The sequence below is a fragment of the Burkholderia mayonis genome, from assembly GCF_001523745.2.
GTDB classification, from domain to species: Bacteria; Pseudomonadota; Gammaproteobacteria; order Burkholderiales; family Burkholderiaceae; genus Burkholderia; species Burkholderia mayonis.
On sequence record NZ_CP013387.1, the window covers coordinates 114,736 to 136,840 of the forward strand.

Annotated in this window: 12 protein-coding genes; 10 read left to right on the top strand and 2 right to left on the bottom strand. The window is 63.7% G+C overall.

The genetic code is table 11. From position 1 onward, the window contains the following. Window positions 1–251: 251 nt before the first annotated feature. The 7 genes from WS70_RS19200 (at window position 252) to WS70_RS19230 (ending at window position 13,188) form a co-directional block, all read left to right on the top strand. The gene (locus WS70_RS19200) at window positions 252–4,007 is read left to right on the top strand and encodes a YadA-like family protein (RefSeq protein ID WP_108034017.1); all 3,756 of its coding nucleotides are present in this window, start codon (window positions 252–254) and stop codon (window positions 4,005–4,007) included. Between the two features lie 279 nt (window positions 4,008–4,286). Then, on the top strand, window positions 4,287–5,450 hold the full coding sequence (locus tag WS70_RS19205; RefSeq protein WP_226382919.1) for a DUF2827 family protein: 1,164 nt from the start codon (window positions 4,287–4,289) through the stop codon (window positions 5,448–5,450). Further along, on the top strand, window positions 5,447–6,601 hold the full coding sequence (locus WS70_RS19210; RefSeq protein WP_059598094.1) for a DUF2827 domain-containing protein: 1,155 nt from the start codon (window positions 5,447–5,449) through the stop codon (window positions 6,599–6,601). The genes WS70_RS19205 and WS70_RS19210 overlap by 4 nt, the downstream gene beginning before the upstream one ends. Window positions 6,602–7,527: 926 nt before the next feature. After that, on the top strand, window positions 7,528–7,887 hold the full coding sequence (locus WS70_RS19215; RefSeq protein WP_059598153.1) for a hypothetical protein: 360 nt from the start codon (window positions 7,528–7,530) through the stop codon (window positions 7,885–7,887). A 286-nt stretch (window positions 7,888–8,173) separates the two neighbouring features. Next, complete coding sequence (locus WS70_RS19220) at window positions 8,174–8,839, top strand: response regulator (protein WP_059598154.1); 666 nt, start codon at window positions 8,174–8,176, stop codon at window positions 8,837–8,839. Then, the gene (locus tag WS70_RS19225; RefSeq protein WP_059598095.1) at window positions 8,839–12,087 is read left to right on the top strand and encodes a hybrid sensor histidine kinase/response regulator; all 3,249 of its coding nucleotides are present in this window, start codon (window positions 8,839–8,841) and stop codon (window positions 12,085–12,087) included. Before WS70_RS19220 ends, WS70_RS19225 begins: the two co-directional genes overlap by 1 nt. 354 nt (window positions 12,088–12,441) lie before the next feature. After that, complete coding sequence (locus WS70_RS19230; RefSeq protein ID WP_059598155.1) at window positions 12,442–13,188, top strand: EAL domain-containing protein; 747 nt, start codon at window positions 12,442–12,444, stop codon at window positions 13,186–13,188. Between the two features lie 198 nt (window positions 13,189–13,386). On the opposite strand, the gene WS70_RS19235 is transcribed toward WS70_RS19230, so the two are convergent. Then, window positions 13,387–15,744 (bottom strand): O-linked N-acetylglucosamine transferase family protein, encoded by a 2,358-nt coding sequence (locus tag WS70_RS19235; protein ID WP_159082926.1) that lies wholly within the window; start codon window positions 15,742–15,744, stop codon window positions 13,387–13,389. A 193-nt stretch (window positions 15,745–15,937) separates the two neighbouring features. Next, window positions 15,938–16,288: a hypothetical protein gene (locus WS70_RS31675; protein WP_159082927.1), complete on the bottom strand. Its 351-nt coding sequence runs from the start codon at window positions 16,286–16,288 to the stop codon at window positions 15,938–15,940. 386 nt (window positions 16,289–16,674) lie between these two features. Here WS70_RS31675 and WS70_RS31680 point away from each other — a divergent pair, with 386 nt between their 5' ends. From WS70_RS31680 to WS70_RS19255, 3 genes are read left to right on the top strand one after another with little or no spacing between them, the layout of a single operon-like run. Next, window positions 16,675–17,280: a hypothetical protein gene (locus WS70_RS31680; protein ID WP_159082928.1), complete on the top strand. Its 606-nt coding sequence runs from the start codon at window positions 16,675–16,677 to the stop codon at window positions 17,278–17,280. Then, on the top strand, window positions 17,265–17,891 hold the full coding sequence (locus tag WS70_RS19250) for a response regulator (protein ID WP_059598098.1): 627 nt from the start codon (window positions 17,265–17,267) through the stop codon (window positions 17,889–17,891). The genes WS70_RS31680 and WS70_RS19250 overlap by 16 nt, the downstream gene beginning before the upstream one ends. 2 nt (window positions 17,892–17,893) lie before the next feature. Beyond that, complete coding sequence (locus WS70_RS19255) at window positions 17,894–21,643, top strand: ATP-binding protein (RefSeq protein WP_082722402.1); 3,750 nt, start codon at window positions 17,894–17,896, stop codon at window positions 21,641–21,643. Window positions 21,644–22,105: the final 462 nt, after the last annotated feature.

Genomic DNA, 22,105 nt, shown 5'->3' on the forward strand with positions numbered 1-22,105 from the left:
TCCTGCACGCGACGGTCATTTCGAACTATTGAGATGTATCCGGAAGACGCGCCTCTGTATCTTTGATGATCGGAATCGGTCGTTTGGAACGGACGTAATCGGCCTCGGGCGAACGTCAAAAATCCATTCTGCATCGTCGATTGACTTCATATCCGTCGTGTCTTCCAGCGGGACATCTCAGATCCGGGTATGCGTTTTCTGATCCTTTTATTCGTGTAGCAGTACGAAACTAATATAGCGAGGAATGAATCGTGAACAAGATTTTCAAAACAGTCTGGTGCGAAAAGGCGCGTACGTGGGTTGCGGCGTCGGAGCATGCAGTGGGGCGGAAGGGCGGAACTTCGAGTGTCGTGGAGTCCGCTTTCGGACTGAAAAAGGTGCTTAAGCTGTCGCTTCTGGGCGCGGCGTCGCTGGTTGCGATGGGCGTTGCCGGGCCGTTTGCCGGCGAGGCAATGGCTGCGAATAACACCGGTCTGTGCTTGACGTACAACGGTGGTAGCAATAATGTTGCCGGCAGCGGGGGCCTTATAACCGGGAACGGTTGTAATTCAGCCGGTTGGATCGATGGCATGGTCGCGGGTAGCTCGACGAATTGGATGGGGATGACCGCGGACGATACGCAGATTGTTCTCAACGGTAGTTCGGGCAACATTTATTTCCGGACGGGCGGCGTGAACGGCAACGTGTTGACGATGTCGAATGCGACCGGCGGCGTATTGCTCAGTGGCCTCGCTGCCGGTGTCAATTCGACTGATGCAGTCAACATGTCCCAGTTGACCTCGTTGTCGACTTCGACGGCAACCAGCATCGCTTCGATTTCGACGAGTCTTCTTTCAGTCGGTGTGGGCGTCGTGACACAAAATTCATCTACCGGGGAGATCGACGTCGGTGCAAATACGCCGGGCACGACGGTGAATTTCGCAGGTGGCCAGGGCGCGCGTACGCTGACGGGCGTTGCCGCTGGTGTCAACGATACCGACGCTGTCAACGTCGCGCAGCTCACGTCGCTGTCGACCGCCAGCTCGGCGCTGGTCACGTCGCTGTCGACGGTTACGTCGGCGAGGCTTTCCACCGCCGATAGCGGCATCGCGTCGTTGTCGACGTCGCTGGTCAGCACGGCGAGCGACCTGACGTCGCTGTCGACGGCCACGTCGGCGGGGCTTTCCACCGCCGATAGCGGCATCGCGTCGTTGTCGACATCGCTGCTCGGCACGGCGGACGACGTCACGTCGTTGTCGACGAGCCTCAGCACGGTCAATGCGAATCTGGACAGCCTGCAGACGTCGATGGGGAATGCCGTGTCCTACGACGATTCGTCGAAGTCGACGATCACCCTCGGCGGCATGGGCGCCACGACACCTGTCCTCCTGACGAACGTGGCAGCCGGTACGATTTCCGCAACCAGCACGGATGCAGTGAACGGTTCGCAACTCTACACACTCCAGCAGAATTTCGCGCAACAGTACGATCTGCTGACGTCGCAAGTCTCGTCGCTCAGCACGTCGGTGTCGGATCTGCAAGGCAGTGTCGCGGCAAGCGCGGGAACTGCATCGGGCGACAACAGCACCGCAAGCGGAAATAACGCGACCGCGTCGGGTACAAACAGCACGGCCACTGGCGACAACTCGTCGGCGACAGGCGATAACAGCACGGCGAGCGGCACGAACTCGACGGCGACCGGCGAGAACAGCACGGCGACCGGTACGGACTCCGCGGCGTCGGGCAACAACAGCACGGCGAACGGTGCGAACTCGACCGCGTCGGGCGATAACAGCACGGCGAGCGGCACGAACTCGACGGCGACCGGCGACAACAGCACGGCGAGCGGCACGAACTCGACGGCGACCGGCGAGAACAGCACGGCGACCGGTACGGACTCCGCGGCGTCGGGCAACAACAGCACGGCCAACGGTGCGAACTCGACCGCGTCGGGCGACAACAGCACGGCGAGCGGCACGAACTCGACGGCGACCGGCGAGAACAGCACGGCGACCGGTACGGACTCCGCAGCGTCGGGCAACAACAGCACGGCGAACGGTGCGAACTCGACCGCGTCGGGCGATAACAGCACGGCGAGCGGCACGAACTCGACGGCGACCGGCGACAACAGCACGGCGAGCGGTACGGACTCCGCAGCGTCGGGCAACAACAGCACGGCCAACGGTGCGAACTCGACCGCGTCGGGCGATAACAGCACGGCGAGCGGCACGAACTCGACGGCGACCGGCGACAACAGCACGGCGAGCGGCACGAACTCGACGGCGACCGGCGACAACAGCACGGCGAGCGGCACGAACTCGACGGCGACTGGCGAGAACAGCACGGCGACCGGTACGGACTCCGCAGCGTCGGGCAACAACAGCACGGCCAACGGTGCGAACTCGACCGCGTCGGGCGACAACAGCACGGCGAGCGGCACGAACTCGACGGCGACCGGCGAGAACAGCACGGCGACCGGTACGGACTCCGCAGCGTCGGGCAACAACAGCACGGCCAACGGTGCGAACTCGACCGCGTCGGGCGATAACAGCACGGCGAGCGGCACGAACTCGACGGCGACCGGCGAGAACAGCACGGCGACCGGTACGGACTCCGCAGCGTCGGGCAACAACAGCACGGCCAACGGTGCGAACTCGACCGCGTCGGGCGATAACAGCACGGCGAGCGGCACGAACTCGACGGCGACCGGCGAGAACAGCACGGCGACCGGTACGGACTCCGCAGCGTCGGGCAACAACAGCACGGCCAATGGTGCGAACTCGACCGCGTCGGGCACGGGCTCGACGGCGACGGGCGAAAACGCTGCCGCAACGGGTGACAGCTCGACGGCGATGGGCAACAACGCGTCGGCATCGGGCACGGACAGCACGGCGAACGGCGCGAACGCAACCGCGTCGGGCGACAACAGCACGGCGAACGGCGCAAACTCGACCGCATCCGGCACGGGTACCACGGCGACGGGCGAAAACGCTGCCGCAACGGGCGACAGCTCGACGGCGACGGGCAACAACGCGTCGGCGTCGGGCACGGACAGCACGGCCAACGGTGCGAACTCGACCGCATCCGGCACGGGCTCGACGGCGACGGGCGAAAACGCTGCCGCAACGGGTGATAGCTCGACGGCGATGGGTAACAACGCGTCGGCATCGGGCACGGACAGCACGGCGAACGGCGCGAACGCAACCGCGTCAGGCGAGAACAGCACGGCGAACGGCGCAAACTCGACCGCATCCGGCACGGGTACCACGGCGACGGGCGAAAACGCTGCCGCAACGGGCGACAGCTCGACGGCGACGGGCAACAACGCGTCGGCATCGGGCACGAGCAGCACGGCCAACGGTGCGAACGCAACCGCGTCGGGCACGAGCAGCACGGCCAACGGTGCGAACGCATCCGCCACCGGCGATTCGAGCACGGCGCTGGGCGGAAATGCGGTTGCATCGGGCACCGACAGCACCGCGACGGGTGTCGGCGCGGTCGCCTCCGGCACGAACAGCTCCGCGTATGGCGCGAGCTCGAGCGCGACGGGTAGCGGCAGTGTCGCCATCGGTCAGGGTGCGGTGGCGTCGGGATCGAATTCGGTCGCGCTGGGTACCGGTTCCGTCGCGTCGGAGGCCAACACGGTGTCGGTCGGTTCCGCAGGCAACGAGCGCAGAATCACTAACGTCGCGGCCGGCGTCAATGCGACGGATGCCGTCAACGTCGGCCAGTTGAACAGTGCCGTTTCGGGCATCCAGAATCAGATGACCGGCATGCAAGGCCAGATCGACTCGCTTGCGCGCGATGCCTATTCCGGTATCGCAGCCGCTACCGCGCTGACGATGATTCCGGACGTCGACCCGGGCAAGACGCTGGCGGTGGGCGTCGGCACGGCCAACTTCAAGGGCTACCAGGCGTCCGCGCTCGGCGCGACCGCCCGCATCACGCAGAACCTCAAGGTGAAGGCAGGCGTCAGCTACAGCGGCAGCAACTACGTGTGGGGCGCCGGCGCATCGTATCAGTGGTAATCGCATGACGACCCGCGGGCCGGTGCTTGACGCCTGGCTCGCCGGGTCTTGCTTGGTCACCGCATGCGGGGCGCGCGGTGACTTTTTTTGACGAGTTTCGTTGTTTCTCGTTTCAAGCGTAGCCGTCCACGTACGCGGCGTCGTTCGGGACCGGGCAGGCTGTACGAGCCGGCACGTGTCGGACGCCTTTGCTTGTCGAATTTGCAGATTTGCAGGCCGCTCGGAACGCGCCGCCATGCTCGCGGACCAGAGTACGTGTATCAATGAAGGATTTGACGCATGCATGAAATGCAGCAGTTGCGTATTGGTATTTCGATCGACACGCGCACGCAGGACATCTGGCAGAACGGCTTGTATCAGAACGCAGTCTTTCTTGCCGCGGCCTGCCTGCGTCTTCCCTTCGTCGACTTCGTCGAGTTGATCGACGTTGCTCCACATGCCGAGGCGACGATGCTCGAAACGTCCGTCGCCGGAGAACTCCGGATCATGCCGGCGCGCGAAGCGTGCCATACGGTGGACGTCATCATTGAGCTCTCGGGCGTATTCGAACGTTCGTGGCTCGAATTGATGCGGGCGCGCGGCAAGAAGCTGGTGCTATATCAGGCGCGCCAACCCTACGCGCAACTCGCGGAACCGCCGATCTTCGGCCGACGCGGCGAGAATCGCTGGGGCATCCAGTTCGACGAGATCTGGATGCCGGGCATCGTCTGGGACAGCGCGTTTGCGCCGATGCTACGCACGGCGTACCGCTGCGACGTGTTCGACGTGCCGTTCATCTGGCATCCTGAATTCGTGGACCAGCGTGCGGAGAGGCTTCGGAATCATGGGCTCAAGTACGGAAGCTTGGCGGATTCGGGCACGGTCGGCCATGGCGTCGCGGCGCGTGTTGCAGTATTCGAGCCGAACGCGTCCGTGGTCAGAAGCTGCATCGTCCCGATGCTGATCTGTGACGCGGCCTATCGCCGCGATCACACCGCGGTGCGACACATGCACGTGCTGAATACGCAGCACATGAAGGATCATCCGACGATGCTTCATTTTGCTGCTTCGCTCGACATCGTCAAGGATGGCGCGGCCTCGTTTCATGGCGTGCACGACGTCGTGAGCTTCATGCCGCAGTTTGCCGACTTCGTCGTCGCGCACGAATGGCGCAGCGCGCCCAACTACACGGCGCTCGATCTGCTGTACGGCGGCTATCCGCTGATTCATAACGCCGAATGGATGAGGCAGGCCGGTTACTACTATCCGGACGCCGACATCGAGGAAGGCGCCCGGCTCGTCGGTCGCGCGGTCGCGCATCACGCGGAATTCGTCGACGACTACGAATTCCACTCTCGCTCGATCTTTACCGCCGTCGATCCGTTGCGCCAAGACAACCTGGACGCATATGCCGAACGATTGAAGCGGCTGTGCGCGTCTTCTCGAGCACTGGGGTACAGATGAGCAACGTCACATCGAATTCGCTTCCGTCTCGCAAGCTGCGAGTCGGCGTCACGATACATGCGCAACAGGGCGAGCAATCGCTGTGGGACAACGGCATTTACCAGAACTGCATTTTTTTGGCCATGCTGCTGGCGCGTTCGCCCGTCGTCGCCGAAGTCTATCTCGTCGTCTGCGGTCCCAAAGGTCGCATGGAGCGGGCGAAGCACTTCCTTGCCGACTCTCCGGCGCCCCTGATGGACGTAGCGGACGCGCTCGTGAATCTCGACGTCCTGATCGAGATGAGCGCGCAGCTCGACCGGGACTGGAGCGTCGAGTTCCGGAGGCGTGAGGGCAAGATCGTATCGATGCGCGTCGGCAACGATTACGTCATCGATACTGAGCGCGCGACATTCGGCAAACCGAGCGGGATGCTCGTCACCGGCGCGCCGTATCACATGGTATGGACACTGCCGCAGTACGAAACAATCGGCTTGCCCTACTATCAGCACGCGCTGCGCGCGCCGGTGCGGTTATTGCCGCATCTATGGAGCCCTGTCGTGCTGGAACGCGAAATCGCACGCTTTCCCGCCGGCCTTTCGTTCGGGTATCGGCCGGGACGCCGGCGTTGGCGCGCTGGCATCTTCGAGCCCAACATGTGTGTCGTCAAAACGAGCTTCATCCCGATACTCTGTTGCGAAGGCGCGCACCGCGCATACCCGGACATGCTGGAAGCGGTCAAGGTTTACAACACGCTTCATCTGAAAGACGAGCCTGCCTTCGCGGACTTCGCTCGCGCACTCGATGTCGTCAAGCACGGCATCGCATCGTTCGAAGGCCGTTACCCGTTATGTCGCGTTGTCGCGTCCGACGTCGACGCGATCGTCACCCATCAATGGGAAAACGCGCAGAACTACGTCTATTACGAGGCGCTCTACGGCGATTACCCGCTGGTGCACAACTCGCATCTGATCGGCGACTGCGGATATCGGTATTACGACTTCGATTGCGAAGGCGGCGCTGCCGCGTTGCAGCGCGCTTACGCGCTTCACGACGCCCATCTCGGGCACTATCGACGAACTGCGCGCCGTTTCCTGCGCGGCCTCGCGCCGGACCACGAAGAAAACGTGCGCGCCTATACCGAGGCGATTGTTTCGCTATACGAAGGTCCGTGAGTGGAACGGGCTGCGTTCGAGCGTTGTCGGCCGCAGCGACGTGCGCCGAATCCGCGGACGAGAGCGGCGGGATTTCCTTCCGGGCGCCGCTCGTCCGCAACGCGAAAGTGGACGCGGAGACGCGCACCGGGTTGGCTGCGACCGGCCACGCGCGACACGGTTTCGCCGCGGGCCGGCTGGCGGAATGTCAGGGATGCAAAGCAAGGGATGCTTTGTCATGCCGGAGACGCACCGCCTGGGGCGCGCCGAGATCGTTCCGTTCAAAATTCTAACTTCTTTGATATTCGCTCGACGCGCCTTCGCATATAAATGGATATCGGCTGCAACAAGGCGGCCGCAAAAAAAAGCATGCGATGCATCCGATTAAGAAAATAGCGGCACGTTAATTCGGAGGCGACCGTCGATCGACAACGGGATGTCGGTGTCGGAGCAACAGTTCGGCAGCGGACGCCATTCCGCCGCACGCGCGTTCGAAGGTTCGGTCGCGAATCGTACCGGATTCGGATTCCAAAAGAGTCGCGAATATCGTACGCGCTTCCAGAAGCGCGCGCTTTCGTCGCGACGGGCTCGCAGACCGTTTTCCCGTGGAGGCAACCGACTTGGCGGTCGTCGATCGCCGCTCGATGCGTCTTCTTTCTTTGAAATTCTGTTATTTGCGCTGTCCGGATGCGCGTTCATCTTCGTGAAATCCAGGCGTGAAAATACATGAAATTTTAAATCATGTTAATTCTCGCTCGATTCGACGAGAAGGCGCATTTTTCTCTGGATCAGGATCGTGTTGGACAAGTTGCGCCGGTTGATTTTCGCGGCGCGGTCGATGGGAGAGTCATATGCTGGATCAGAGAGCGTCGATTGAGTGGGCGACTCACTCGCATGCGCGTTCCGAGGACACGTGGGACAGGATTTCCGTATGGCTTCTTTTTTTGATGCCTGTCGTTTTTATCGCGTTCTGCGTACTCTTGCTCTCGCTTTGGTACATCGATATTCTGAACGGATGGCTGATCGTGGCTTTCGCTTTGCTCATCGAAGCCATGTTGATCGGCATCGGTTTTTTCGTTTTCATGATGGCGGGAAGATCGCGCTGGCGGTGGTACGGACGCGACGCGAAAACTGCCTTATGCTGCACGGGGCAGCCGGCGGATGCGGACTCGCCGCTTCCGGTGGGATTCGACGGCGTGAAGACCGTTCACTGCATGTTCAAATCAGGGCAGATCGGCGCGTTTCGGGTAAGCTGTTACAACACGAATTGCCCGCTCATGCGTGAAGCAGAGGAAGCCGAACGGTGATCCCGGCACGCGAGGCTCACCCATTCGAACGGAACGCCGCCGTATGAAAAATGAAAGCGAATCGAAATATCGAATGCGTAGCGGACGCGCCCGTGATTTGAAGTCGATTCACGGCGTGAAGCGGCGAGCCGGACAAACGCCAATGTCGTGACTTCGAGCAAATCCTGCTCGAGAAGTATACGCAGGAAAGCAGGCAATCGTTATCGTTTTGCATGGAATGCGCATGACGGCGCGCCGGACATCTTCGGGCGCCGGGTCTGCGCCTTCCGCTTTTTTCGGAGCCGCCATGTCCAACGTTGCCCTGCAGACAAGAAGAGTCGTCGTAGCCGACGATCACCCGATCGTTCTCCGTGCGGTGACGGACTACGTAGACTCGCTGCCGGGGTTTCGGGTGGTGGCGTCGGTCTCGTCGGGGGATGCGCTGCTATCCACGATGCGGGAGCAGGAAGTCGATCTCGTCGTCACCGATTTCGCGATGCATCGAGCGGACGACGACAAGGACGGCTTGCGCCTGATATCGCATCTGATGAGGGCGTATGAACACACCCCGGTCATCGTGTTCACGATGCTGACCAATAGTGGCGTGATCAGCCAGCTGTGCCGCATGGGCGTGGCGGGGCTCGTCGGCAAGGAAGAGGAGATCGCCGAGCTCGGGCGGGTATGTCTCAACGTCGTGCGCGGCACCGGCCAATCGTTGTCTCCGGGCATGGCCCATCGGCTCGCCGTCGCCGGCAGTATCAAGCCCGGCGAGGCCGCGTTCAACGCATTGACGCCGAAGGAACTGGAGGTCGTGCGGCTGTTTACGGGCGGCATGTCGCTGACGGACATCGCCCGGACGCTGAATCGCTCGCTGGGGACGGTCTCGACGCAGAAGCGTTCGGCGATGCGCAAGCTCCACGTCGACACCAACGTCGATCTCATCAACTGCGCCCGAGAGCAAGGACTGCTTTGATGCAAAGACTTCTGCGAGAGCTCGACGGGTCGCCGCTCAGGAAATTCTATTCGCTCGAGTCCAATCTGAAGCGCGAGCGCCGCGTCTTCTCGATCGTCATCGTGCTGCTCGTCTCGGCGGCCCTCAGCGTCGCGGCCATGACCGTCACCGGATTGTTTCAGACCGCCTTCCGTCAGGAAGAGCAATCCGCGCGCATCCACGAAAAGGAAGTGGTCGATGTCTTCCTGCAGCGCCGCATGATGTTGACGACGGCGAGTCTCGTGCTGCAACTGCGGATGAACGGCGCGCCGTCGGCGCTGAACGTGCTGGCGCCGAATACGTGCACGCCGATGACCCACAACGCCCGCGACGACGCAATCCTGCGTGAGAGTTGCGATTACACGGTGCAACTGCTGACCAACTCGGGGCAGACGCCGAGCGTCGAGATGATTACGGCCGACGGTTCGGTCGGCTACGGGTATCTGTTTCCGACGGGCGACCTGGGTGCGCTTCGCTCCGGCACTCCGTCGGAAATCGTTTCGGCCGTGCTCGAGCGGTACAGGAAACGCGGCGTGGATCCGCTGGACGCCGCGCGCAAGAAGCCGATTCTCTGGTTCGCTGTTGGAAGCGGGGGCCGTGGCGAAGAGCTTCACATGATCGGCGCGTCCGTGGTGTTCAAGAACGACAAGCTTTATGCGCTCGTTCTGACGAGCGTGGACCTGTACAGCCTGGTTTCTCCTATCGAGCGCGCCGGCCGCGTTCAGCAGCCGGTCGTCGTGGATTCGGACGGCGTGCCGCTCGTGGAGGCGGACGACGCGGAAATGGTCCGGAAAGTCGACGAACGCCTCGTCGGGAAACAGGACGGCCTGTATCACTGGATTCCCGGCTTCGGATGGGCGCTTCGCCGTCCCGCGCTGTTCGCGGGTTTCGGGCACATGATGTATCTGCTTCCGCTCGGGCTGCAGCTTCGGTCCATGAGATACGAGCTGTGGCTCGTCGGCGGCGCCACGCTCGTCCTGATCGTGTTGTTGTTCGTCGCATTCCGATATTGGAACTATCGGTTTTTGACGCGAATCTATGCGGAGGCGTCGCGTGCGCTCGAAAGCGAGATGCTCAACCATCTGCTGGTTCATGCGACGCCGGTGGGGCTGTGCATCGTGCGGCGGGCGACGCTGGAAATCGTCGTCGCCAATCCGATCGCGCGTACGATGCTCGGCTTGCGGATTTCGGACAGGCATCTGCCGCAGGAACTTCAGAGCGCGTTCGAGTCGTCGCTGGCCGAGCAGGAAGCTCAATCGGACGATGCGCGCATTTTCCAGTTCCCGTTCTCGCTGTCGCGCACCGGACATTCGGCCGTCCACATCGAAATCACGTACGCGCCCGCGACGTTGAATGCGCAGGGCGTGTTCTTTTGCGCGATCACCGACATGACGGCGCACCATCAGGCGGAAATCCTGCTGCGCGAGGCGAAGTTGACGAGCGACGCGGCGGCCAAGGCGAAGGTGGCGTTCTTCGCATCGATGAGTCATGAGATCCGCACGCCCCTGTCGTCGCTCGTGGGCAACATCGAGCTGATCGCGCGCGGTCCGCTCGCGCCTGAGCAGCAGGCGCGAGTGAAGGCGATGGAGACGTCGGCCCGCGGATTGATGCAGGTCGTCAACGACGTCCTCGATTTCTCCAAGATCGACGTCGGCGAGCTGAGCCTGATGGAGGAGTGGTCGAACATCTCCGATCTGCTCGACCGGCTCGCGCTCTCGCATGCGCCGCTTGCGACGCAGCAGGGATTGAAGTTCTACATGGTGTTCGAGCGGAACCTGCCTGCGCGGCTTTACTTCGATCCGGTTCGGGTATCGCAGATCGTGAACAATCTGCTAAGCAACGCGCTGAAGTTCACGCCGTCGGGCAAGATCGTGCTGCGCGCCGGCTGGCACGCCGGCGAGCTCGAAATCAGCGTGACGGACTCTGGCATCGGCATCCCGGACGACCTGAAACACCGGCTGTTCCTGCCGTTTACGCAGGGGGACAGCAACCGGCTGAGGCAGGCGCGCGGCACCGGCCTGGGATTGTCGATCTGCGCGCGCCTTTGCGAGCTGATGAAGGGGCGCATCGATCTGGAAAGCACTGTCGGCGTGGGAACCCGCATCGCGGTGGTTTTGCCGCTCAACGCGTCGGAGGCCGATTCGAGCAGCGCGTGCTGGACGCTTCCCCATCGTCGTGTCGCCGTGCTCGGCCGGGCGCAGGAAAACCTCGAGTGGCTGGGTAATCTCTTCGACCCGGGCGTTACCGCCGTGACCGCTCTCGCGAATCCCGTCGACCCGATCGACGAACATACGCACGACTTCCTGATGGTCACGGACGAATTCGCGCCGGCCGAGGTGCTGTCATGGTGGAAAAGGCCGGATTCGATCGTGTGGGTCGGGCAGGCCGGGCCGCTCGTGCCGAGGCGGCGTGGCGACGGGGGCGTGGAAGTCAGCATATACAGCCTCGCCGGTCTGAAATCGGCGACGCAGATGCTTGCTGCCGGACGTACGGCGCGCGTCGATACCGGGCACGAGCCGCAAGGATCGGCGGCGGGAGTCACGGTGCTGATCGTCGAGGACAATCTTCTCAACCGCAGCCTTCTGTTCGATCAGCTGACGACGCTCGGCGTCCGGGTTATCGAGGCGAAGAATGGCGAGGAGGCGCTCGCGCTGCTGTCGAAGGAGCCGGTGGACGTCGTGATGACCGACATCGACATGCCGGTGATGGACGGCTTCCAGTTGCTTGCCGAGATGAGGAAGCTCGGCATGACGATACCGGCCTACGCTGTGAGCGCGAGCGCTCGTCCGGAAGACGTCGCGGACGGCCGGGCGCGCGGCTTCACGGACTACCTCGCGAAGCCGGTCCCGCTCGAAAGGCTCGAGACGGTCATTCGCGCGTGTTGCAGCGTGTACGAACGCGAGCTGGCCGAAGACGACGCGCACGACGTGCTTCCGGATGTCCCGGAAGTGCCGGCCGCGTACGCGCAGGTGTTCGTCGCGCAGGCGGGCCGGGAAATCGCGGAATTCGACGCGATCTTGGTCGAACGTGCGCTGTCGAAACTGAGGCGGTGGCTTCATGGCGTGTCGGGCGGCATCGCGGTCCTCGGGGCGTCCGCGCTGCACGAGCAATGTCAGGAGCTGCGGACCTACGTGCGCGAGTCCACTGAGTGGAATCACGAGATCGAGCTGCAGGCGTCGGCCATTCGGGATGCGCTTCAGCGGATGGTCGCGACCCTGAAGGGCGAATGACCGCCGGACGCGCGGCCGGCGCGGCGAGCCGGGCCGGCCCCGTCCCGGGGCGCGTTCCGCTGTCGATTCCGGTTAGGATTCGAAGATTTGTGATTCTCTCCGCTCGCGGCATGATTTAACGTTTCCTGAAGATTGGAGTCCGATTGGACCGACGGATGTCGGTCTCGCGAGGCGACGCCGCCTTCGGGCCGGCGCGAAGCCGCGACAGACGACGCCGTGCAGTGTCTTTGGGAGAGTGATATGGAAGCGGGCATCACGCGCTGTAGGGGTGCATTTTTTGCCCGAGAACACGAAATCGTACTTCCTTTGGGCGAGGCCGACCTCGAGCGGGCGCTTGAAGTCGGAGAATTCGTCATGGATTACCAGCCGATCGTTTCCGTCCGTTCGGGGGCCGTGACCGGCGCCGAAGCGACGATACGCTGGGACCACCCGCATTGGGGCGCGCTGTCCCAGCGCGCGGTGTACGCCGTCGCGGACCGGCTCGGCGCGTCATCGCGGATCGCCAGCCATGCCGTCGGCGAGGCCTGCCGCCAGCTTGCGCACTGGAAGCAGGACGGCGTCGGCGTGTCGGCGCTTTCGATGAGGCTCTCGGGCGCCCAGTTGAGTGCGGAGAGCGTGTTCGAACGGCTCGCGCAGTCGATCGCGAAATTCGACATATCGAGCAGCCAGTTGACGCTCGAGGTTCCGGAAATGTCGGCGCCGGAGGAATCGGCGAGCCTCATCGACCGCCTGAAGCGGTTGAGGCAGAAAGGATACGGCATCGTGCTCGGCGATTTCGGGGCGCACCATACGGCGATGTCGACGTTGATGGTGTTGCCCGTCACCGGCGTCAAATTTGGCGAATCGTTCACCGGGCGTCTGCTCGGTTCGCCGACCACCGAGGCGATATTGTCGAGCGTCTCGAGGCTCGCGCATGATCTGGGTTTCACGTTGACTGTGTCCGGCGTCGAAAACGGACGCCAACTGGAGTTGCTGCGTCGATATCGTGACATCGAGCTGCAAGGCGCCTATCTGTTCAAGCCGATGCGCGCGGAAGTTTGGCACGAGCACGTGAACCCGCGTGCTCTCTCGCAGTTGAATCTACGCGAGTCGTTGTTCTGACACGCCGACCTCGACTGCTACGGATTCACGGCGCCGATCACGATTGCGTGCGTCCACAGATCGACCGGAGGGCGTTGCGGATCCGGTCGCGAATCCGCAACGCGCGCGCTGACGCGATGACCGCAGTCAGGCGCGGCCGGCGCGATCCACGCCGCGCGCGGGCGCGCCGATGTCTGCGCGGATCGATGCGAACGACGCTCATGCCGCCGTCGCCCGGTCCGAAATCGCTTCCATCCGCTCGATCAGGAACGCCTGAAACGCGTAGACACTCTCTGCGCTCGCCAGTGCGGGAAGGCGCTCGGCGAGCAGCGTCCGGTATTCGTCTCTGAACGCCGCATCTCGCGCGTGGCGAGCGCAAAGATCGATCAGTTCGGCCTTGTCGCGCGCGACGAGTTGAGGGAAATCCAGATGCCGCATCAGCGCCGCGGCGTGACGCTGCCGCATGAACGATCCTTCGACACAGAGCACCACGGCGCCGCCGTGCAGCGCGTCGAGAACCGTGTTGTGGCCGGACCACGCCGGATTGTCGAGAAATAGATCGCCTGACGCGCACAATGCGATGAATTCGGGCTGCGAGAGGGGATCGCGCAAGCACGTCACATGCGCGTCGTACGACAGGCGATGGCGTGCAAACGCTCGTCGCATCCGATCTTCGAATATTCGGACACTCGACTCGTCCGAACGCGGGAAAAAGGCGAATCTGCACCGCGGGCCGACGCGCAGGGCGATCAGCGGATAGATATCGTCGTCCTCCGGAACGTACTTGAACGTCGACTGCGGCGAAACGAACACGATATCGTCGGGGGCGAACCCGAAGAACGCCCGTGTGACCGCCGCGGGCTTCGGATAGTCGAACGAATACGCGCATCCGAGACCGGGCAGCCGCAGCAGCGTCTCGCGGTAGAACGCGTCGGCGCCAGGAGACTCCATCGCCGACGGCGACACGACATAGTCGATCGCGGCAGAGCCGGACGTGTCGGGATGTCCGAGCAACTGCACCTGCAGCGGCGCGAGACGCAGGCATGTCAGGCAATAGGCGACGAAGTGCATGCCGACGTCGGGAAAAACGATCGCGTCGGGCGCATCGACCGTCAGCCGCTCGATGACTTCGTGGATCAGCGTGCTCGCAAAAAAGGCATCCGACAGCCGTCTGGCGTCATCCGTGAACCGGTCGCTGACGGTCCCGACGTGGTACGTGAAGATTTCGACGACGTCGCGGTCCAGATGTTCGTAGTACCCGACCGTCGGAATTTTCCAGATCGAATGTCCGTTGAAGAACGCCGATACGAACGCCAACCGGATCTTGCGCCCGCCCGCTTGACGCCGCCTCGTGCGCCAGGCGCGCGCGGCGCTTGCTTCGGCGGCGGGGAACGCGGATCGCATCAGGCGACCGAGTTGATCGCTGAACCGGCCGATCAGGTCGACATTGGATCGTCCGTTATATGTCAGGTAGAACAGCGCGTCGCACCAGACGTCCCGGAATGCGTCCGGCGAGACTGGCGACAGCGCGACGGCCCGGTCCACGTCGTCCGCCATGTCGTCCAGCGCGTCGCGCAGCTCGCTTCGAACCGCATCGATCTCGTCGCTCGAACGGTATGCTACCGGAAGACGAAACGCCACTTTCTGGACGATTCCCGCCACGCACTGGGAATCCAGCTCAACCGCGCGCATCGCGCGAGTCAGCGCGCGCTCGCGATCGCCGAGATGGAAATGAACGTAGCCGAGCTTTGCGTGAAGACCGGCGTCGGCCGGATGGTGCTCGAGCAAAGCAGCCAGGTGCTCCGCGGCGATTCGGCGGTAGTGCTCGGTTCCGAGGTTGAATGCCAGAAACGCGGCGTTGCGGACGACGTTCTTGTCGCGCGGCGCGCGCGCCGCCGCCATCGCGTAGCAGCGATAGGCGTCCTCGCGGCGGTTCCGTCGCTCGTAGCACACCCCGAGGTTGTTCAACGGTGCGTCCCATCGCGGCGCGAGTTCAGACGCGCGCAGGAACAACCGCATCGCGCGCTCGAAATTGCCCGCGCGCAGCTCCACGTTCCCGGCGAGGTAGTACATGTCCGGGTCTGACGCGGCGTCGAGCAGTTCGGACGTGAGTATGTTTCCGAGCCTGTCGGCGAGCCCGCCGGCAATGGACACGCGCAACAGCGCAACCAGCGAACGTTTGATGAGATCAGCGCTCATTTTTCCTGTCCCTGCGTTCGGTTGAGCGACAGACTCGCGTCTGCCGCAGTCGGGTGTTTCGGCCGAAGGCCGGGCTTGCGTTCGAGCCGCAGTCTTCGCCAACGCATCGCCTGCCTGCGTGCCTATGCAGCCGGGGCGAGCCGTGTCGGCGGATCTCGACGGAAGCAGGATCGCGACCGACCGCCGCCGCGCGCCGGCGGCATCGCATGATGCATGCGCGGCCGGCGACATCGAGCGCGTTTCCCGCCGCCGGACGCATACGACGTCGCGCAACGAGCGGCAGCCGCGCCGAGAGCGAACGCGTGAATCAGACATTGCCTTGCTTTTTTTCCGGCGGGAATCGCAATTGTTAGAGACACGGCCCTCGGGCCGCCGCACGCTCGCGATTCCGTCGTCCGTCGTCCGTCGTGGCGTTGACCTGCGTCAGGCGAGCGCATCGCACCGACGGGACGGAGCCGAATTTTCTAAGAACTTTGATTCAACGGCGGACTGGCAATCTGTACAGTCGAATGCAGATCGGCGAGGTGGACGCGGAATGCGATTTTGCCGCTTATCGCGACGGTATTCGCGTTCAAGGCGGGTGCCGACGATTGCGTTGGGGAATGTCGAGCCAGGACTCGCGTGATCGCGCCAAGTCCGGTTCATCGGCGATGAGGGAGGGCAGCATGTCGGTTACGGCGGATGATTGGGTCGGCTTCCAAGGCGCGTTGGGGATGCCTTCGCTGTCCGCGCTGACGTTGCTGAACTGTCGCGATTGGGCGTTGCGTCCGGCTGGAGAACGGTCGCGGACCCGGCGGAACGGCTTTCCTGCGGCGATGCATCGGGCTCGGTTCGTGCCGGGGATGAGCCACTGGAAGCCGCGATATTTCCCGAAGGTGCCGAGGCTGTCGATGCCGGCGCCGTCGATCCGTTCGCGCGGCAAAGCGGACGCCGAGCCATGCGGGATGGCAGCCGCCGACGCGAGCCTGCAGGTTTCGCGTCGCAGGTCGGCGCCGAAGGCGATCGGCCCCGGCGTCGCGGGCGGCGCAATCGTCGTGTGGGCGTGGTCGGTTGCGCTTCGCCGCGCCGGCGAACGAGCAGCCTCGTGCCGATAGCGTGCATCGCCCGAGCGCGCAAATCGATCGGCAACGCCCGGTTGCTCGGCATCTCACGTTTGATTGACACCAGACTCGCAACGCGGACAGCCTCATATCGTCGACACAGCCGGCTGATCTGCCGCTTGCCGAGCTGCAGCCGGTCGGCCGCCTGACCCCGCCTCGGACGGCCGGCGATGGCTGTCGCGATGGTCTCGCCCGCTCGAGTTCACGCATGCTTGCCGTGATCAGTTCACGTCCGTTCATGTCGGGTTCCCGCCGACGCCAGCGTGGCATGCGCTCAGGACGCCTTCAACGAATGACTTTCTCGTTCACGACACGATATCTCGCTGGTTTTGACCGGCGCACAGGAGAGCACATGCCGTCAGCAGCGGCCGCATACGCAAACACTGCCGTCAGCGGTTACGGCGGCCGTTCCGCGACCGGCCGCGTCGTTATCGCGGCGAGTGGCGATTGCAATTCCGCGACGAGAAGAAACCGCGCGCGGCGACGATCGTTCTTGGCGACAGGCGGCTCGGCTCAGGAGCTCGATGCGAACTCGAAATGGAATATCACGATCGATGGAGGATCGACGTTTGGCCCGCTGTCGGCGGCAACGGCGCCGGCATTGGCGTTCGACCACGCGGCGCCCGTTTCCCGCGAGGCGGGCGGCGGCGCGGCGTCCGGTTCCGGTTCGAATCCGTTGCGTCGACGGTGGCGCACCCGGCACGGTCACAAGGGCCGTCGCGACGAGCGCGCCCCCATTGAGCCCGATGGCGCCCGCCGATGGCGGGACATGTCGTCAGCCCGAACTGAGGAACAGCGATGCCCGCCATTCTGATTGTCGATGACCATCCCGCCATTGGGCTGGCCATCCGTACCGTGCTGTCCAGAGGCCGGGATTTTGGGCAGTTCTACGAAGCAGCCAACGCAGCCGACGCCCTGGCACTCCTGCGCGAGCACCCCATCGAATTGGCCATTCTCGATATCGAGATCCCGGGCGGCGACGGTCTCCGTTTGCTGAGTCGGATCCGTGCGGAAGGACTGAAAACCAAAATTCTGATTTTTTCCGCGATGGACGAAAAAATCTATTCGGTGCGAGCCAGCCAGGCTGGAGCCAATGGCTTTCTTAGCAAGCGAAACGACATGGACCAGATCCTCAACGCAGTGAAGACCATCCTGTCGGGCTATTTGTTCTTCCCGGCTGAAGCCGTCTCGGCGCTTTATCTCGATCGCGCCGAAAGGGCGGCAAACAGAATCGGAGGACTGACGGATCGCGAACTGACGGTGCTGCGCGGACTCGCGCGAGGCTCGTCGAACAGGCAGATCGGCGAGGATCTGTGCATCAGCAACAAGACGGTCAGCACGTACAAGTCCAACATATTCGAGAAGCTTGGGGTGTCGTCGGTCGTGGGCTTGGCCGATTACGCAAAGAAGAACGGTCTGATCTGAAAATGACTCGCGGCGAGCCGCACCGCCGATCGACGGCGAGCCGCATCGATAAGAACAAGATGCCATCCTGCATTTGGTCGAGGTCGCGCCACGCTGGGCGCCGCAATGCGGTCAAATTATTGGCCGCTGCATGCTTCGTATCGGTTGACGCCGACGCGGTTGCGTCGAAGCCGGAAAACCCGCCGCGCAAACTGCAACTGCATAGCAGCGCGGATGCCTATCAACGGCTGCCTGCGAAGCTCGAGCATCGGAGCCAAGCGCATTCGCCCAGAACGGTGCGGGTAGCGGTAGCGCGCGACGGCGGCGTCCCATTCAACCTGTATCGCGATCGCGACCTGTACGAAGGCATGACCGCAGATTACCTCTACGTTATCCAGCAGGCCGGCGAGCTCCGCTTCGAGATCTGGATGTTCGACACGCGTGTACAGGCTCGCGCCGCATTGATAAGCGGCGCGGTCGATCTGATCGGCGGCGTCTCGCTGGATGCCGACCGGCATTTACTCCGATCGCTGCCCTACTTCAAGGATCGGCAGGTCGAAGTGCGCCTGCTCGGAGCAAAAGGCAGGGTGGAAGCCGCGCCGGCGCCGCCGGAAAACTACGCCGTGACGGCGGACGAGTTCGGCAACGCGGCTTTTCGCACCCGGTACCGGCACGAAAAGATCACCGCCTACCCTACGACGCTCGGTGCGCTGCAATCGGTGGCCTACGGCACAGCCGACGCATTCATCGGCTCGGCCACCGAAGCGAACTACTTGATCGATCAATTGCAGTTGCCGCTGTCGATCACCAATTTCGCCGGCTCCGACGCGCCGCCGTCCGTGTTCGTCGCCCGCGTCACCGACACGAACCTGATCAACCGCATCAATGCGACGCTGCAAGCCATTCCGATCCGCATGGCCGGGGAAATTCAGCGACGCTGGTTCGGCTCGGCGAGTCATTTCAAGATCCGTCGAGATCTGGTGCTGACCGACGAAGAGCGCACGTACGTCAGGACGCATCCCGTCATTCGCTATGCCACCGCGATCGACCTGCCGCCCTATATATTCGTCGAGAGCAGCCGCGGAGACGTCACGGGCCTGGGCGTCGACGTCATGGACCTGATCAGCGAACGCACCGGTCTGACGTTCCAGCCCGTGTCCGTTGGCACCCGGCGAGAATTCTTCGGGGCGCTGACCGACGGCAGGGTCGACTTGCTGCCGAACATTGCGATCGGCGACGTGCTCCAGCACCGGATGTCGCCGACCGCGCCGTACGCGCAGACTCTGTGGGCCGTCCTCGTCCGGGCCGGTGACAGCTCCGTCACCAGCACCGCGCATCTCGGCGGCAAGCGCGTCGGCATCATGGCGGAGACGCGCGAGTTCCAGCAGTTCAATCCGGAGCCTGTCGCGGGCAAGCCGCAGCTCATCGAGGCGCGCGACATCCCGACGCTGTTCCGCATGCTCCTCGACGGCAGCGTCGATGCGATTTCCCTGCCGGGCGCCACCGCCAACTACTTCATCGCGCAGTACGACCTCACCAAACTGGTCAAGGTCGTGACGACGGTCAACGAGTCGGTCACCAGCATCGCGATGGCCGTACGGCCCGACAACGAGCTGTTGCTGGCCATCATCAACAAGGTGCTGCAGGGCGTGCCACCGGAGGATCTCGACGCTTTGCGGCGCGACTGGATGCGCTACCATTCGACCAGCGTGATTGCAGGTTGGTCCACGCTGCAGCGGCAGCGGATAGTCAAGGCGCTCGCGGCGCTGTCCGCCGTGCTAAGCGTGAGCGCGGGCGCGCTCGGCGTGATTCGCTACCGTCAGCGACGTCGCGCGCGCGGCTTGCGCGAGAGGATCGCGTTGCAGGACGCGCTGATCAACGCGCTGCCGTTTGCGGTTTTTCTGCGCCAGGCGGATGGGCGCGTCGTTAGTTGCAACGCATCCTTCGCCGAGGCATACGGGCTGCCGCGGGACGCGCTCGTCGGTGCTGACGTGCTGCCCACGCCCGCCAGCAGGCAACAAGCGTTGAACGCGATGCTCGAGGAACTGTACCAGGCCACGCTGACGGAGCGCGAGGCGCAATTCGCCGACAGAACCTTGCCGGATGGCGGCGGTGATTCGGATCTGTTCATCTGGACGATTCCACTCAGGTGTCCGAGTTCGGGCGCCAGCGCCGTACTGGGCGGCTGGATCGACATCACGCTTCGCAAGCAGACCGAACGCGCGCTGAAGCAGGCCATGCTCGATGCGGAGGCCGCGAACCGGGCCAAGAGTACGTTTCTCGCGACAATCAGCCACGAGATTCGCACGCCGATGAACGCGATCCTCGGCTTGCTCGAACTGGAGCTCGGCGCTTCTGGCGCGCCAAACCGGGACACCATCCGGATGGTGCGCGAAACCGCGAAATCACTCTTGCGTCTGATCAACGACCTGCTCGACACGTCCAGGGCCGAGGCGGGGCAGCTTCAGCTCGATCCCGGCCCGTCTGACGTGTCGAGCTGCGTCGAGCGGCTATTGTTGATATATCGGCCGCTCTGCGCGGAAAAAGGCCTGACGCTCAAGGCCGCAATTGACCCCGGCGTGCCGCAGACACTGCAGATGGATAGCCTGCGGATACGCCAGGTCGTCGGCAACCTGCTGGGCAATGCGCTGAAGTTCACCGACAGCGGCAGCATCAGCCTGAGCCTGCGATGGCAATCGCGCGGCGATTCGCATGGGACGCTCGAGATCGCGGTGCGCGACACCGGGATCGGAATACACGCAGAAGACCAAGCCCGGCTGTTCCAGCCATTTGAACAGGTCGCCGGTGCCGGAGCCGACTTCGGCGGGTCCGGCCTCGGGCTCTGGATCTGCCGCTCACTGGTTGCTCAAATGCGCGGCCAGATCGTGCTGGATAGCCAGTTCGGCGAAGGCACGGAGGTGCGCGTCTCGGTTCCGCTGTTGCGGGCTTCGTCGGTCGATGCAATGCCGGGGGCACTGCCGATACCGCGAGATTGGGTGCAGAAGCTGCGCGTGCTCGTGGTCGACGACCACTCACCGAATCGCATGCTGCTGGTGCGCCAGCTACACGCGCTCGGCTTCGAGGAAACGATCGAGGCCGGCGACGGGGAAGAGGCGTTTGCACTGCTGGAACGGGAAACGGTGGATGCGATCCTGACGGATTGCTCGATGCCGCGCATGAGCGGTTATGCGTTCGCCGCCGCGGTGCGAGCGGACGAGCGATGGCGCGATCTGCCGATCTTCGGATGCAGCGCCGACGCGCGCGCAGAAGCGCACGAGCAGGCGCTGTCCGCCGGCATGACTGTCTTTCTGACCAAGCCGGTCAGCCTGTCGGATCTGGCGCATGCATTCAACGTCCATCTGCGCGGCGCGACTTCCGTCGACCGCAGCACCGGGGACACGGCGGGAGATCCGGCGTCCGATACGATGGCGCTTGCCGCAGGTCCCACGCTGGCGGCGATCGCCGGTGACGACGTCGACGCCCGCAACGCGCTGATTACAGCCCTGGTGCAGAGCAATGACGCAGATGTCCAGGCTTTGCAACAAGCAATGAACAGCGGCGGCATCGAAACCGCGATCCGGATCGCGCACCGCATCAAGGGCAGTTGCCAGATCGTGGGCGCCGCGGAGCTCGAGCACGCCTGCATCCAGCTGGAGCGGCATTTGCAGGAAGGCGACATGACGGGCTCAAAGCGCCAGGCGAGGCGCGTCATCGCGCTGTGTGCCACCTTGCACGCGCATCTGCACACGTTGCAGCGGGAAGCGGTCGCGTGAGCGAGCGTGACCCGAGCAGGCTGCTGACGTGAAGCCGCCGCGGCGGCCAGCGGCTTGACGCCGCGCGGCGTGCCGTTTGCCGTGTGCGGCACGTCCCGTGCCGTCGCGCTTCGGCAGCGAAACTGCAAGCACCTCGTTCCGTTCCTCGTGTCTTGCATCGAATACCCGCAAGAGCATGCATCCCGCCAACGCGACGAGGTTGCCGCGAAAGCATCTGCGCGGGACCGGCGCGACGCGCCGCCGCGCCCGGCGGAACGGGACCGCGTTCGACCCGATTCGATCCGGCCGGCGTCACGACACGTCGCGGCGGATGCACCGGCGCCCGGCGCGATCGGGAATTCGTCGCGCCCCGCGCGCAGTCTTGCCGCGAACGTCGCAAGCCCGTCATCCCGACCTCTGCCGCCAGGCGCGGAAATGAAGTCGGACAGGTTGCTCCGTGCGACGACAATCGACTTCGACTTC

What these genes read in the sequence shown, in the direction of transcription:
- WS70_RS19205 (WP_226382919.1), top strand. Translation starts at nt 4,287, where the DNA reads ATGCATGAAATGCAGCAGTTGCGTATTGGTATTTCGATCGACACGCGC.
- WS70_RS19210 (WP_059598094.1), top strand. Translation starts at nt 5,447, where the DNA reads ATGAGCAACGTCACATCGAATTCGCTTCCGTCTCGCAAGCTGCGAGTC.
- WS70_RS19215 (WP_059598153.1), top strand. Translation starts at nt 7,528, where the DNA reads ATGCCTGTCGTTTTTATCGCGTTCTGCGTACTCTTGCTCTCGCTTTGG.
- WS70_RS19220 (WP_059598154.1), top strand. Translation starts at nt 8,174, where the DNA reads ATGTCCAACGTTGCCCTGCAGACAAGAAGAGTCGTCGTAGCCGACGAT.
- WS70_RS19225 (WP_059598095.1), top strand. Translation starts at nt 8,839, where the DNA reads ATGCAAAGACTTCTGCGAGAGCTCGACGGGTCGCCGCTCAGGAAATTC.
- WS70_RS19230 (WP_059598155.1), top strand. Translation starts at nt 12,442, where the DNA reads ATGGATTACCAGCCGATCGTTTCCGTCCGTTCGGGGGCCGTGACCGGC.
- WS70_RS31680 (WP_159082928.1), top strand. Translation starts at nt 16,675, where the DNA reads ATGCTTGCCGTGATCAGTTCACGTCCGTTCATGTCGGGTTCCCGCCGA.
- WS70_RS19250 (WP_059598098.1), top strand. Translation starts at nt 17,265, where the DNA reads ATGCCCGCCATTCTGATTGTCGATGACCATCCCGCCATTGGGCTGGCC.
- WS70_RS19255 (WP_082722402.1), top strand. Translation starts at nt 17,894, where the DNA reads ATGACTCGCGGCGAGCCGCACCGCCGATCGACGGCGAGCCGCATCGAT.